This window comes from Companilactobacillus halodurans (assembly GCF_009600995.1).
Classification (GTDB): domain Bacteria; phylum Bacillota; class Bacilli; order Lactobacillales; family Lactobacillaceae; genus Companilactobacillus; species Companilactobacillus halodurans.
The window spans coordinates 1-14,106 of record NZ_VDFO01000051.1; the positions used below are offsets into that span (position 1 = coordinate 1).

At 30.4% G+C, this 14,106-nt stretch carries 16 protein-coding genes; 5 read left to right on the top strand and 11 right to left on the bottom strand.

The features are described 5' to 3' along the window. Positions 1–222: 222 nt before the first annotated feature. Positions 223–345 carry a putative holin-like toxin gene (locus FHL05_RS12885; RefSeq protein ID WP_420360968.1) on the top strand — a complete coding sequence of 41 codons (123 nt, stop codon included), beginning with the start codon at positions 223–225 and terminating at the stop codon, positions 343–345. A 987-nt stretch (positions 346–1,332) separates the two neighbouring features. Here FHL05_RS12885 and FHL05_RS11260 read toward each other — a convergent pair. The 6 genes from FHL05_RS11260 to FHL05_RS11285 all read right to left on the bottom strand — a co-directional run bounded on the left by FHL05_RS11260 (position 1,333) and on the right by FHL05_RS11285 (position 5,553). Then, positions 1,333–2,013, bottom strand: coding sequence for an NAD(P)-dependent oxidoreductase (locus FHL05_RS11260; RefSeq protein ID WP_153386315.1), 681 nt, complete (start codon positions 2,011–2,013; stop codon positions 1,333–1,335). A gap of 9 nt (positions 2,014–2,022) precedes the next feature. Beyond that, positions 2,023–2,688: an NAD(P)-dependent oxidoreductase gene (locus tag FHL05_RS11265; protein WP_238334022.1), complete on the bottom strand. Its 666-nt coding sequence runs from the start codon at positions 2,686–2,688 to the stop codon at positions 2,023–2,025. Positions 2,689–2,733: 45 nt separating this feature from the next. Beyond that, positions 2,734–3,381 carry an NAD(P)H-binding protein gene (locus FHL05_RS11270; protein ID WP_153522748.1) on the bottom strand — a complete coding sequence of 216 codons (648 nt, stop codon included), beginning with the start codon at positions 3,379–3,381 and terminating at the stop codon, positions 2,734–2,736. A 14-nt stretch (positions 3,382–3,395) separates the two neighbouring features. Then, positions 3,396–4,046 (bottom strand): DMT family transporter, encoded by a 651-nt coding sequence (locus FHL05_RS11275; RefSeq protein ID WP_153386350.1) that lies wholly within the window; start codon positions 4,044–4,046, stop codon positions 3,396–3,398. After that, a complete protein-coding gene (locus tag FHL05_RS11280) occupies positions 4,015–4,353 on the bottom strand; it encodes a DMT family transporter (RefSeq protein WP_153386310.1) in 339 nt (112 codons plus the stop codon). The genes FHL05_RS11275 and FHL05_RS11280 overlap by 32 nt, the downstream gene beginning before the upstream one ends. Before the next feature lie 213 nt (positions 4,354–4,566). Next, positions 4,567–5,553, bottom strand: a complete 987-nt coding sequence (locus FHL05_RS11285; protein ID WP_238334020.1) for a LysR family transcriptional regulator — start codon at positions 5,551–5,553, stop codon at positions 4,567–4,569. A gap of 190 nt (positions 5,554–5,743) precedes the next feature. Between FHL05_RS11285 and FHL05_RS11290 the strand changes: the two genes are divergently transcribed. Then, positions 5,744–6,376 carry a hypothetical protein gene (locus FHL05_RS11290; RefSeq protein ID WP_153386308.1) on the top strand — a complete coding sequence of 211 codons (633 nt, stop codon included), beginning with the start codon at positions 5,744–5,746 and terminating at the stop codon, positions 6,374–6,376. 261 nt (positions 6,377–6,637) lie between these two features. Here FHL05_RS11290 and FHL05_RS11295 read toward each other — a convergent pair whose 3' ends face one another. The 5 genes from FHL05_RS11295 to FHL05_RS11315 all read right to left on the bottom strand — a co-directional run bounded on the left by FHL05_RS11295 (position 6,638) and on the right by FHL05_RS11315 (position 10,603). After that, the gene (locus tag FHL05_RS11295; protein WP_153386306.1) at positions 6,638–6,850 is read right to left on the bottom strand and encodes a hypothetical protein; all 213 of its coding nucleotides are present in this window, start codon (positions 6,848–6,850) and stop codon (positions 6,638–6,640) included. 434 nt (positions 6,851–7,284) lie between these two features. Continuing rightward, the gene (fucP, locus tag FHL05_RS11300) at positions 7,285–8,610 is read right to left on the bottom strand and encodes an L-fucose:H+ symporter permease (protein WP_153386304.1); all 1,326 of its coding nucleotides are present in this window, start codon (positions 8,608–8,610) and stop codon (positions 7,285–7,287) included. A gap of 19 nt (positions 8,611–8,629) precedes the next feature. Continuing rightward, positions 8,630–9,550: a ribokinase gene (gene rbsK / locus FHL05_RS11305; protein WP_238334019.1), complete on the bottom strand. Its 921-nt coding sequence runs from the start codon at positions 9,548–9,550 to the stop codon at positions 8,630–8,632. A 3-nt stretch (positions 9,551–9,553) separates the two neighbouring features. Then, positions 9,554–10,168, bottom strand: a complete 615-nt coding sequence (locus FHL05_RS11310; protein ID WP_153386302.1) for a KpsF/GutQ family sugar-phosphate isomerase — start codon at positions 10,166–10,168, stop codon at positions 9,554–9,556. Between the two features lie 21 nt (positions 10,169–10,189). After that, positions 10,190–10,603: an RbsD/FucU family protein gene (locus FHL05_RS11315; RefSeq protein WP_153386300.1), complete on the bottom strand. Its 414-nt coding sequence runs from the start codon at positions 10,601–10,603 to the stop codon at positions 10,190–10,192. A 296-nt stretch (positions 10,604–10,899) separates the two neighbouring features. Between FHL05_RS11315 and FHL05_RS11320 the strand changes: the two genes are divergently transcribed. From FHL05_RS11320 to FHL05_RS12740, 3 genes are all read left to right on the top strand, one after another. Next, the gene (locus tag FHL05_RS11320) at positions 10,900–11,916 is read left to right on the top strand and encodes a LacI family DNA-binding transcriptional regulator (RefSeq protein WP_162000295.1); all 1,017 of its coding nucleotides are present in this window, start codon (positions 10,900–10,902) and stop codon (positions 11,914–11,916) included. A 1,365-nt stretch (positions 11,917–13,281) separates the two neighbouring features. Beyond that, complete coding sequence (locus FHL05_RS12890; protein WP_420838742.1) at positions 13,282–13,593, top strand: transposase; 312 nt, start codon at positions 13,282–13,284, stop codon at positions 13,591–13,593. Further along, a complete protein-coding gene (locus tag FHL05_RS12740) occupies positions 13,548–13,976 on the top strand; it encodes a transposase (RefSeq protein ID WP_153386293.1) in 429 nt (142 codons plus the stop codon). The genes FHL05_RS12890 and FHL05_RS12740 overlap by 46 nt, the downstream gene beginning before the upstream one ends. Positions 13,977–14,106 lie beyond the last annotated feature (130 nt).

Below are 14,106 nucleotides of genomic sequence, written 5' to 3' on the forward strand. Positions count from 1 at the left end.
TGAATGGTAAAGATCCATAATTGAGGCCTGAAATTCGGCTGAAAATTTTTGAGTCATAGATAAGTTCTCCTTATTAATTTCACAATTTTAACATAGAGACCGTGTCCGGAATATCAGACTAACACCAGATATTAGATAATAATAGCGATAGCAAGTTAATGGCGGTGGCTATTCCTGAAAGGAGTGGGTACTTATGGTTATATTTCTTCTTACCTAGGTATCATGCTTTACATTCTAATAAAAGGAGTTGCGTTTTTGTCTGTTTCAAACGCTTTGAATCTTATGTTAACGTTCGGTATATTTTTGATTGCCTTGTTAACATACATTCATAGTGATAAGAAATAAACGTAAAAAAATAACCGTCTAAACTTTGGCAGGTTTACGGTTATTTAAAATATAATAATCTAATATAGCCACCGTCTTAAACGGGCTATCATGGGGGAGTGTTAACGGCACTCCTCCTTTTTTTGTACACTCATATTATAACAGGTAATACGAAATTAAACACCCAAAACAAACAGACTATCATTGAATGATTTTTCTAGAAAGTGCATCAATAACTAACTATACATTTAGAAAATTCATTGCCCATTATTACCTACGATTTGAGATACGTTGCATACTTCTTATTCGTTCAATAGGCTACTAATTCACTTCCCTTTATAATCAGGTCATTAGAAAAGGTAGGTAATGTTTATTTTCAAAGGAAAATCGTTATAAAAATATTAATAAGTGTAATCATATCTATAGCGACAACAATTAAATTTACTAACCAATACTTAAATTTTGATTATTACTTTTAGATCATTCAATGATCAACCATAAAATTAAACTGAGAACTGAAATTTTGCATTCACTTCTTTATAAACCCTCATGGAAATAAAATATTTAATTGTTTCCCCTCACCTCCATAAAGTAAAGAAAAGTCAGTCATATCAAGATATTGAATCTTGATATGACTGACTTTTTGTTTTTCCTAATTTCACCATAATGTATTGATTTCAATCTTTGAGATGGTTAAATCGTAAATATTTAGATTGATATCATGCCAGACACCATTTACTTAATTGTCAATAGTATCTTATTCTTGTGCTTAAAAGAAAAAGATTTTATTTTAATTTCCAAATTCCAATACCTTGAATAATCTAGCCCTTATTCAAATCATAATATCAAAAAAGAGAGTCCAATATATCATGTTTCCTTTCAACTAGTGGTAAAAAGCGCATTCCAATGATTAAACTTTTTCATAGAATTATTTTGAAATGCTAAAAGCTTAACAGATCAACTTTTAAATATTTTATAATTCACTTAAATTTTTATGAAAAATAATTTTTAATATCGTTGTGTTGGTACTGGATTATTACCACTAACCAATGTAATACGTTGATGTATATATTTATTTTGTTCTATAATATCCAACATTCCCTTAGCATAATCATCATAAGTTATATAATCATTGATTCCATCATTAGGGTTTCTAGATTTTGCTGGTTTAAATTCTTCGCCATCAACATGATAATATCCCACTGCTTTTCTTGTAGGGTCAAAATTATATGTCGGTGTTACATAAGTCCAATTTACATTTGAATAGGTTCGTAATATTCGTAGCCCCTCTGTATGCGCTGCGCACAAGTCTTGCATGTAGTTAGGATAATATAATGGTAATTCTTGCAAAGTATGCTGATGCTCCTTATCAATATATAGAGTATTAGCGCCACCAACTTTTAAATAATGAATTGATGAATTCTTAATTAGCTGCAAAATATGTAAAAGACCACGATAATGTACAATTTCTGTTTCAGGTGTCCATGCACCGACAGCATCAACGATAACATCAATATTCTTAATATCATTACGATCCAACTTCATCATATCTTTAATAATGATGTTTTTTTGATCAAAGCCAGGATGTTTGCGATGAGCAATTCCAATCACAATATGTCCACGCTTTATAGCCTCTCGAATAATGCGTGAACCCGCCTTTCCATAAGCACCAATAACCATAATTTTCAAGTTAACACCTCACTTCTTATTCGTAGGCATATCGCCATGAACCAATGCGACTCGTTGTCTTAAGTAAAGATTATTCTTGATTATATCTACAATACCATTCGCAAAATCCGCATAACTAATATAATCATTATGACCATCATCTCCATGAAAATTGGCTTTGAACTCCTCACCAAATACTCGATATTCTCCTGTATTAGCCCCATTTGAAACAAAGTTAAATGGCGGTGTTACATAAGTCCAAGCTATATTGGAATATGTCCTTAATAAATCCAAAGCTTTTTTATGAGCGTCACAAAGAAATTTAAACCTTGTAGGATAATAACTGCTTAATTCCTGTAACTGTTGACTATGATCCCTATTAATATACAAAGTATTAGCACCTCCGACTTTGATGTATCTTGTTTTACTTCCTGCTAATAATCGTACTACCTTCCCCAATACATCAGGAATTAAATGAGCAGTTTGTTTGTTCCAACCACCGATTGCATCCACAATGACGTCAAAATTAGATACATCCTTAGCATCCATGTCCATTGCATTCTTGATTACAATATTATTTGTCGCTAATTTAACATCAGAATGTTTCTTGTGTGCAACAGCAGTTACATCCATACCTGCTTCAACTGCATCTTTAACAACTAGACGTCCAACTTTTCCGTACGCTCCAATAACCATTACTCTCAAAATATATCTTCTTTCCTCAATCATTGAATTTATTCATTAATAAAAACTAGGTTTTGATCCATCTGTATTTGGTTCATTAATACCAACTGACTGATGAGCCTCTTTTGTAGAATCCAAAATGAGTGAAGTAATATATGCGGCTACACTAACTCGAGAAACTTCTGTTCCTTTAAATTCTTGACCTTTTTGTGTCAATTCGTAGTTTACTTCATCTTTATCTGAGAACCATGCAGGTCTTATAATCGTATACTCAAGCCCGCTATTTTCTACTTGTTTAGCGCCTTCTGCATATGCGTCCAGGGTACTACCTAACATTGAAGCATTCCAAACACCATACTTTCCAGGTATTTCATTATAAATACCGTTTGCAGATATCCAAATAATTCTTTCAACATTTGCTTCGTTCATGGATCTGACCACTGATTTTCCTTGTTGGCCCAAATTTGCACCATATAGATTGGCATAAATCACATCTTGTCCAACCATAGAATTAACTAATTGTTGGTAGTTCTTGACTACATCTGCAACAACAATTTTAAGACGACTATCATTTTTTATGTCTGGTGCTAATTTTTCGGGATGTCTAACCAGTAAAGTCATTTTTACCTGATTATTTTCAAGTAGATTTCTTTCGATTAATGTTGCGATTGAACCTGATGCCCCTAAAATTAAAACATTTTTCATTTTTATCTTTCCCCTTAAAAATATATAAATTTTATGAAAATTACACCAACAAACATTATTGATAAACCAATTACTTTTGAACGAGAAATTTTATTTCTCACCGATTCAAACAAGCCAAGATGTTCAACCAAGGCACTAAATAATAATTGTCCAAATAATGCTAAGACGACTACTTGTCCAGTCCCTATTAATGGAACTAACCATGAACTACATAGAATATATAATGCTCCCAATATTCCACCAATCCATATCCACCAATAGGAAATACCTTGTTCTATAGCATACTTTAAGTTCATGATCCTAGTTTTTAATAATAAATTAATCAATATTAAACAAATGATTCCTATCGTAAACGATATAAATGAAGCGTGTATTGGTGAATCCAATATTTTACCTAAATATCCATTAATAGCAGTTTGAATAGCCATTAACATCCCTGATACAACAGCGAATATTTGATAAAAAATATTGATACGTTTATGATTCAATTCCTCTTTTTCTTCCTTGATAACTTCCTTAACATTGCTGTCAAAAATACCCAATGAAAAAATTACTCCACTAATCAATAGTATTAACCCTATAATTCTCGAAAAAATCATTTGATTTTGTGGAGAATTAAATAATCCAAATTGATCAATAATGGTACCCATTGCAATTTTTCCCATTATCGGCAAAACCGTAGTTTGTAAACTTCCTATTTTTTGAAATAATACTACAATTCCCAGTCAGAGCTATTGCACCGAAAAGTCCGCCAATCCATAACCACATCGGCTCTTGCAATAAGGTTGTATAACTAACTAACAACTGTTGATGCATTAGTAAACTTAATATCATTAAAAACAACCAAGCAATGAAAAACGATAATCCCGATGATAAATAAGGAGATAAAACAAAAGTTCTTAATTTTGAATTAACCGCTGTTTGGATTGCTAATCCAACTCCCATTGTTACTGGAAAAATCAAAAGTAACACTTGATCACATCCTATATCTTTTTAATTTCATAGCTAACTTTAGTACCTTTCTATGTTTCAACCAATTTAAATTTTCAATGCAATTGATTGGATTTACCGATGAGTTCACAAATTATCATTTATCACCGATTTAGTTTTCGATACTAATCAATCGTACTTAGCGATAAAAAAATAAAGTTGTCCAAATTATCATTTAAAATAATTTGGACAACTTTATTTTTTAAATTGGTCTTTTAAAATTTTAGCAAGGCTTTCAATATAAAAGCTTGAGTTATCTTTCTTCCAATATGCATAATAATGTTGCATCAAATCTCTACCATTATTTGTTAATTTCAAAACTCGATTAATTTTGGAATCAATTTGCCCTGATGTTCTACTATTGACAACTATATATCCTTGACCTGTTGCTCCAAGCATCTGAGCTTCTCCAAAGGTCTGTGCTATTTTAAAAGGACTTTTTATTCCTAAAATATTACGATAGTACTCTTGTTCAGACTCAAACTGATCCGCACCTACTACTAAAATGCACGGCAGATCCACAAGGTCCTTAGTGTCGATGGACTCTTTCCTATCTGGAAACATTTTTGGAGAAAGAATCACCCTGTACTCAGCCTGTGTTAATGGTAGATTCTCATATGTGTTTATTAATGTATTCCTACTATCAGAAAAATTTAAATCTAACTTATCATTCAATAATAATTTGAATAATTCTTGATACGATCCACTATGTATTTTTACAGTCACCTTTGGATATTTATCAGAAAATTGAGCAACGGCCTTAAGAAATTCCTGTGACCCAAACTTTCTTAAGTAACCCAACCTTAAAACAAATTCATTATCAGTATTTTTCTCAACTAATCTAGTATCAGCAATCAATTTATCATACTCATTTAGTACTTCTTGACAATGCTGATAAAAAAATTCTCCAGCCTTGGTTAATTCAAAACTTCTTCCTTTACGTTTGATAAGTTTCACTTCTAGTTCATTAGAAAGATTTTTCATTTGTTCTGATATTGATGACTGAGAAATATTACATTCAATTGCTGCATTGGTAAAACTATGATTTTTTACAATTGATACAAAATATCTCATTTGTTGAATCAATGAAATCTCACCCTTCTTATTATTATAATTTGCCATATATTTATAATCACTTACACCTAAATACACTTTCAAGGTATAAGTAAATTGTTTAACCATATTGTATGCAAAGATATTTAAACTTTTCTAATTAAAAATTTCTTGATTGATATCTATTACAACGAGAATAATGGTGCACAGAATAATTTAGAGCATTTATTTTAACCTAAATAACATCTATTATCTATTTTAATTATTTAATGTTTATTACTTTGATATAATTCAAAATGAAACTAGGTGAATCTTAATTATGAATAATAGCATTACATCTGAAATAAATAACTATTTAAAATCTATAAATTCTATTAGCAAGCAAACTGAAGCCCTTAAATCTACAGTTTCATTTCCAATGAACATCACAACTGATATATCTAAAATAATTGAACCAACGATTGTTAACTTTCACATCAAAAACGATTTAATCAAATCAATGGCTATTAATATACATGATCTTTCTCAGATAACTTCTTCAATCGCGCATATTACCGACTTAAGTCAATTTATAAATAGTGCTTCAAATTTTTATAAATCGATAAATATAAATGAAACGAAAATCATCAGCAATACGATAACAAACACATCAATCTCTGATATATATCAAAAACTAGCAAAAATGGATTTTCGATTATCACGAGATTTACAATCATCTTTAAATAGCATTCCAAAATTTTCAAAAGAATCATTCAAAACTATAAATAAGCTTTATAATGACGTTCGACGTTCCGAATCTTCTATTCCCTTTAGAATAAAAGAAGAAAATAACAGTACCGAAAATAGCCAAGATGTCATGACCCCCATCCAGATGATGGATTGTTTAAAATCTATAGAAAATAAACTTACAAAAGTAGAAACTCAAGTAAATAATAAACAAACGAATAATTAATATACATCCAATATTGCTTAGGATAATTTGTAAGTAACATCGTCCAATTTTTTCTTTGTGAAATCATAGAGGGTGGAACACGTAGAAGGATTCGAATGAATTTTTGCTTATCATGAAATATGATTATTATTAATATAGTATCCGAAAAACGAAGCTGACAGTGAAATTCTTATCAGCTTCATTTTTGGGATAACTTTTAAAATATACCTGTCAATTATTAAATTATATATCACTTTAAAAACTAAGTAGATACATTTTCAATTAATAATACAATGATTTATAATCGTAAATAATTATAATAATGATTCCAACAAATGATACATTTTCATCAAGGATATCGTCAAAATAACTTGCAGCATACTCTATTCCTGGTTGCTCAACATTAAAATGTCCCAGTGATAAAATAGCTGTTTTATTAATATAATCACTATTGTCATGAACATATTGACCTAAAGTAAAATCATTCAATTCCATGGAAAACAAAAACGACCTGATAACCTCCAAGAAATCAAGTCGCACATAACATTAATTGCTGATAACCACTCAGCAGTACTATTGTAGCACAAGTAACCGTTTTCTTATTGATGGATTTTTAACAAATAATTATTCTAAATTGTTACCTCATAATCTTAATTTTCTTAAATTATTTAAACTAATTCAATTAACCTTTTCAAAAAAGCCAAGGGTATACAATATCTATAGTTATCAGAAATAGTTTATAAAAGTTTTCGTTTGACTATCTAGATATCAGTTAGTTAAAAACAAACAATGCAAAGCCTAATCAGAACGATTTGATCTTAAATCTAAACACAAAAAATGTTTCATAACTGTTGAAAAAAATCAACAATTATGAAACATTTTCAAAAAGAAATTGTTCAATTCAAAGAATTGTAATCTAATTAAAATGGTTAGGCCTTCCTTTTATCATATTTATACTCACTAACAAAATATAGGAAAACAATTGCCATACTGATTGCACAAATAATAAATGAAAATTGCATTGTTGTGAAATCGGAAAGTAATCCTTGAAAAATAGGAAGAACAGCTCCACCAACAATTGCCATCACAATAAATGCACTAGCTGTTTCCGTATGTCTTTTATCATCAACAACTTCCAAAGTTCTTGCAAAAATTGTTGGCCAACAAGGACCAAATACTAGACTGACTCCAATTGCTGCATATATTGCTGTAATATTAGGAACAAAAGTAATATACAAAATCATTAACATTCCAATGAATGAATATGACATAAGAACTTTAGTTTCTGAAAATTTAGATAATAAATAACTAGCCACAAAACGTCCAACGAAGAAACAAATGTAACTATATAGCATAAAATTAGCTACAAATCTTTCATTAAATTGTGGAAACATATCCAATGCCAGACGCATAGTAAATGACCATACCCCTGTTTGAACGCCCATGTATATAAACTGAGCAGCCACCCCATGCCAATAACGAGGACGCTTCGATAAATAATTCATAGTTTCTTTGAATGTTGCATTCTTTTGACTATCACTTGTTTTAGGTTTTCCTGAAGGAAATTTTGTGATAATAAATAAAATAATCATAATTACTAAAACAATCAAAACGTATTTATAAGGAGACAAAGTACGAGCCAATGCTTGTTGACCAAATTGTTCAGCAGCCTCTTTACTCATAGATGCCATTTCCTGCTTCAAATTTCCATCGGTAAATATCAAATATTTACCCAAAAGAATACCAATAATATCACCGACTGCATTCATTGTTTGACTAATATTTAGTCTAACCGTAGCAGACTTCCTAGGACCAAGTAACGAACTATATGCGTTAGCAGAAGTTTCTAGAAAACTTAATCCAATGGCTTCAACAAATAATGCAAAAAGAAATACTTGATATGTAACCAATCTGGATGCTGGAAAAAAGAGAAAGCACCCAAGAGAAAAGGCACCTAATCCTGCAATAATTCCCAATTTATAACTATTTTTCTTAATAAAAATTGAGGCTGGTATCGCAATTACAAAGTAACCTCCATAGAAAGCACTTTGTACAAATGCAGTAGCAAAATCACTAAGAGCAAACACAGCTTTAAATTGAGTGATCAGAATATCATTTAAACTTGCCGCGATAGCCCATAAAGCAAATAGTATTGTCACTAATATAAACTGCAAAGGAGGAGTTTTATTTAAATATCCATCAGGCTCTTCTATCCATTTCTTATTTTTCACATTCTCCTGCGTTTCATTTTCCATTTATATCACCCCTTCTTTATTAATTATTTTTTAAAAAATCATCTACTTCTTTTTTAGAAGGTAGTGAAGGTTGTGCTCCCATTTTAGTCACCGCTATTGCTGACACAGCGGATGCATATTGTAATGAATCCTGGATTGAATTACCCCTTGATAGTCCATAGGCAAATGCTCCAATGAATGCATCACCAGCAGCTGTACTATCAACAGCTTTCACTTTATAAGCTGAAATTTGAATCTCTACATTCTTATTAACAAAATAGCTTCCTTTATCACCAATAGTAATAATCACATTTTGATATCCTTGTTTCAATAATTCACTAGCAGATTTTTTTATTCCATCTGGAGTACTTGTGTCAATACCAGTTAACATTTGAGCTTCATGTTCATTTGGAGTCATGTAAGTCACCATTGAGGCATAGTCCTGATTCAAATCTGCAGCAGGAGCTGGATTTAAGATTATTTGTTTATGATACTTATGTCCTAATTCAATTGCCTTATATACAGTTTCAAATGGAATCTCCAACTGTAAAACAATAATATCTGCGCTTTGAATCGTATTACTAAGTTCTTCCAAATTTTTTGGAGTTAATTTTAAATTGGCACCTGGTACAACGACAATTCTATTATTTCCACTGGCATCCACTTGGGGGTTTCCAACTCCCGACTTAGCTTTTCCAGTAAATAATACATGATCATGCTTCACATTATTATTTTCTAAAGATTGTATTTGATCTTTACCAAACGAATCTTTGCCTAATTCGCCAATCATTTCAACGTTGCTACCTAATCTTGCAGCAGCAATCGCTTGATTAGCACCTTTTCCACCAGTAAATTGATTAAAAGAGTTACCTATGATTGTCTCTCCCTCTTCAACAAACCGATCAGCTTTAACAACTAAATCTGTCATAAAACTACCAATTACTAAAATTTTTTTCAACATTTATCACCCTTCCACTAAACCATCATCAAATAATTTTTTGCCTAAAGCTCCACCGGGATGAAACATTGCAAAATCTTTTTCTTTAAAACTATTTAACTCGGAGACAGTAATCGCTAAAGAATCTCCAACAGCTAATACAGCTGTACTACTTTTAGTTGGTGCTAAATTAAATTTGTCTGCCTCACCATCCACTGGAACAATCAAAACAAAATCAGAAATTTTTGCTAAATTAGAATCTAATTTTTTTGTAATTCCAATAACCTCTGTACCAATTTTATGAATTGCAGAAATTGGTGCTAGAGCTTCTTTTGTCTCTCCTGAATTAGATATCATTACTACCAAATCTGATTTGGTTATCATTCCTAAATCTCCGTGCATTGCTTCAGTAGCATGGACAAAGAATGAAGGCGTTCCTGTACTCGAAAAAGTTGCCGCTAGTTTTTCACCAATATGACCAGATTTGCCAACTCCCATAAAAATCAAATGGCCACTAAGGTTGGAAATTTTATTCACAATTTTCAAATAGATATCTTTATCACTTTCAATGCTTCTTTTCGCATCTTTTATAGCATTAGCTTCGTCATCCATAACTCTTTCAAAGATTTTCAAAGCATCCATTATTGTCCTCCTTTAATTATTTTATCTAACTCCAACGGTCAAAAGTATATTTGCAAAAACTCTTGTTTCACCTGTATTAATTCCAAGTTTCAAATTAGTTGATTTCTTACATGCATCATAAAACTCTTGACGTCCAAGTTTAGATAAATCATCCATTTTTAATATATCCTTGAATTCTCCATAAATTTCTGGCTGTTCACCTTTTCCTGGAGTCATAACTTCTGCTTTTTCAAAATTAATCGTTGAATTTAAAGTTTTCAGAACATCTGTAACTGTTGGTAAATCGGGTCTTAAAGCTAAGTAAACCTTTTCAGTAGCCTCATTAACATCAGAATCCAATGGATAATTACCATCCGTAATCAAAATTTTATCTCCATGTCCACAGTTTGCAATAGCTCGTAAAATGGCTGGGTGTAATAATTCTTGTGTAAGCATAATTAAAAATCTCCTTCATATTTTTTATAGAGAACGTTTTCTATTAATAAACAATTATTAAAAGACCATATTTCAAGCGAATAGTCCTTTATATCTCGATATTTTTTTCATATATAGAAAACGTTTTCTATCAACAAAACTAATGTAGCATTTTATGAAAGCGCTGTCAATGGTATAAAAATAATTTTTCTTTTTTATTTATTACTTAATAATTTACTCAAATTCAAGAACTTTCATTCAAATATTGTAATAATATGCTATATTCAGATTGGTGAAACTTTTAAAAGAGGTATATGATGAAAAGAGCAACAATAAAAGACGTGTCAGCACTTTCTGGATTTTCAATTTCTACTGTTTCCAGAGTATTAAATGGTAACTATCCAGTTAAAAAGGAAACTAGAAAAAAAATTCTTAAAGCCGTTAATGAATTAGATTTCAATCGTAATTCCATTGCAAGAAATTTAAGAACAAAAAAATCAAATCTTATTGGTTTGGTTGTTGCTGATATAAAAAACCCTTACTATTCAAATATTGCAAAGGAAATTGATAATGCTTTATTTAAATATGGATACAATTTACTTGTATGCAATACAGATGAATCAGAGAAGAAAGAAGAAAAAATTCTTAAAGCTTTAACTGAAAAACGAGTTGATACAATTGTGATATCACCGGCTTCAAATAATACTAATTCACTACGAAAAATCCAAAGTTCTGGAACTCGGATAATAATAATTGATAGAAACTTAGGAGTAAATGATTTTCCTTTTATAGGGAGCAACAACTTCGATGAATCTAAAGCTCTTACACAAATTTTAATTGAAAATGGCCATAAAAAAATAATATTTGTTGCCGGAACCCCAAATGCAATGACATCCCGAGAACGTGTTTCGGGATTTAAAGCATCACTAATAGAAAACAATATTAAATTATCAAACGCAAAAATAATAAATGGTATGTATAAAGAAAATTTTGTTTACAAAAAAATGTTAAATTTTCTGGCCTATAATTCTAAGAATAGAAATGGTTTTACCGCAATATTCAGTTCCAACAATTTAATGACAGCTGGAATTATAAAAGCTGCAAATGAAGTGCAAGTATCTATTCCCGAAAATATATCGCTTGTCTCTTTTGGCCAATTAGATTTTCAAGAAATTATCAAACCAAAAATCACCTGTATAAGACAGGATATTGATACCATTTCCGAAAAAATCGTAGAAAATATATTATTGATGAACCAACCTAATTTCTCAGCAAAAAATACAATTGTTAAAGATTTTATTGAGATTGGATCTTCAGTTCAAAAGATAAGATAAGTTAAAGTTATATAATCAAATTAAATGATCAGAGGAAAATTGATATTGTATCAATTTTCCTCTGATCATCTTTTGTCATAATTAATTTTTATTTTTAAAAAGAAAATATATTCAAAAAATTTACGTATGATACGTATGAAATACATAGTATTTACTTGCTAATTCTAAGCGAATTTACATATTTTCAAATCATTCGATTTATATAGTCATTTTAACGTGCTAAATTCATTATTATCCTCCACAAAATTACCAAATTTCTATATTTAAACTTTACATAATCAGCTTTACTGAATTATTAAATTTTATTCAATAAAATAATGATTGACCCTTAAAAAAATTATTCACAAGTTTAGTAAACTAAGTAGTTAATGGACTCAATGAAATATCATACCACTCAACGTACTAATAATAGTCATCACTAATATATTGTTCAATTTGCTCAATGAATTTCATAAGTAACTCACGTTTGCCTATTATAAAAGGAAAGTCTTAATCAGATCTGTTAAAAATTTCATAACACATTCTATAACATTACGCACAATTAAATTTAATATAAAAGTCAATGTCACTTTAAATAATACTCTCTAAAGAATAAATGTTATTGATGTGTTTACCTTACAAACATGGCTACATTTAATTGTTATTGATTATATTTAATTAAAAATTATCATCAGGTGATCAATTTTTAATTTGATTCTTCAATTGTCATACCTCTCTAAGCTGTTCACTCATAAAAAAATGGTTCTAAACTTTCTGGTGTTGATGGATAAATCAACGCCAGTTTTTTATTCTCTTTTAGATAAAAAAAGAACATCACTGTTCTCATGCTAAGATTTAAGCAATCAAACCGAATCAAACAGGAGTGAACATGATGTCCCAAAACAATTCTATACTATGTACATTAGATATAAAAGACGATATTATAAAAATTATTTCAGTAAAAGATGCCAAAATAAAAAAACGTGGCGTTATAAAACGTATAAAAATTGTGAACGCAAAATTATCCTACACCTTACATAAGTGTCCTCAATGTGGAATGATTTCATTAGTTAAAAATGGTAAAAGAATTACTAATTCGAGGCTGGCCAGTTTTAATGGTTTTGAATATCATTCAGTAATTAAGAAACAACGATTTTTGTATAGGGACTGTAGAAGCACCTGCAGTGCCCACAGTGACTTATTGAGCAAAAATTGCAAGTTAAACATAGAATCTTTTCCACGGCTAAGATTATTGATATTTCGGCTAGTACTGTAGACAGAATTTTGTATGGTAATACAAAGATTCCTCATCGAGGCTCACATTTATCTAAAAATATTTGTTTCGATGAATTTCGCTAAGTAAAAAACCTTTTTACATTTATAGCTATTGATGCAGATACACATGGACTAGTTGAGTTGATACATGACAGACTATCAAGCACAATATTTGAGCACTTTATAAATCAGTATAGTTTTCCAGAACGACAAGCTGTTAAAATTGTATCTATTGATCTAAATGCCAATTATCAATTAGTTGTTCATCGTATTTCCCCCAATGCTCGTATAATCGTGGATATATTTCATATTGTTCAACTTTGTAGTAGGGCTATAGATCGAGCACGTATCAACTCTTTAAAAAAATTTCTGATAAAATGTCTCGTATATACCGTCTACTTCATCTTCCAGAGGAAGATGTAGACGCCAACCATGTAAAAATAAATGAATATACTACTATTCAAAATATCATTGACATAGCTACTGATAAAATACCAGTATTCGAAGAAACCTATGATACTTATCAAAGTGTTCAAGAAGCAATAAGGCATCATGACATAGAGATACTTAGAGAAACCCTTTATAATGGAACCGCAATGGATACAGCCATTACAACGTTACGAAAAAATATAAAATATGTAAAAAACGGTTGCTTATTGCCATATTCCGATGGCTCTCTTGAGGTCACCATTGGAAAAATAAAGAAATTGAAAAGAAATTCTTATGGATTTAGAAATCTTGACCATTTTATTACGAGAATAAGATTGATTTGTGCAAAAAAAAGTACCCTCATTGAGGGTACTTAATAAGGGCTGTTCGTCAAATTAAGTTGATGGCAGTTTACATAAGCAGTTAGATCATAATTGGTCTAGCTGTTTTTTATTTGGCTGACGAGCTTGCTCGGAGCCAAAAAATTTGAAGATTGATACGCTTAAT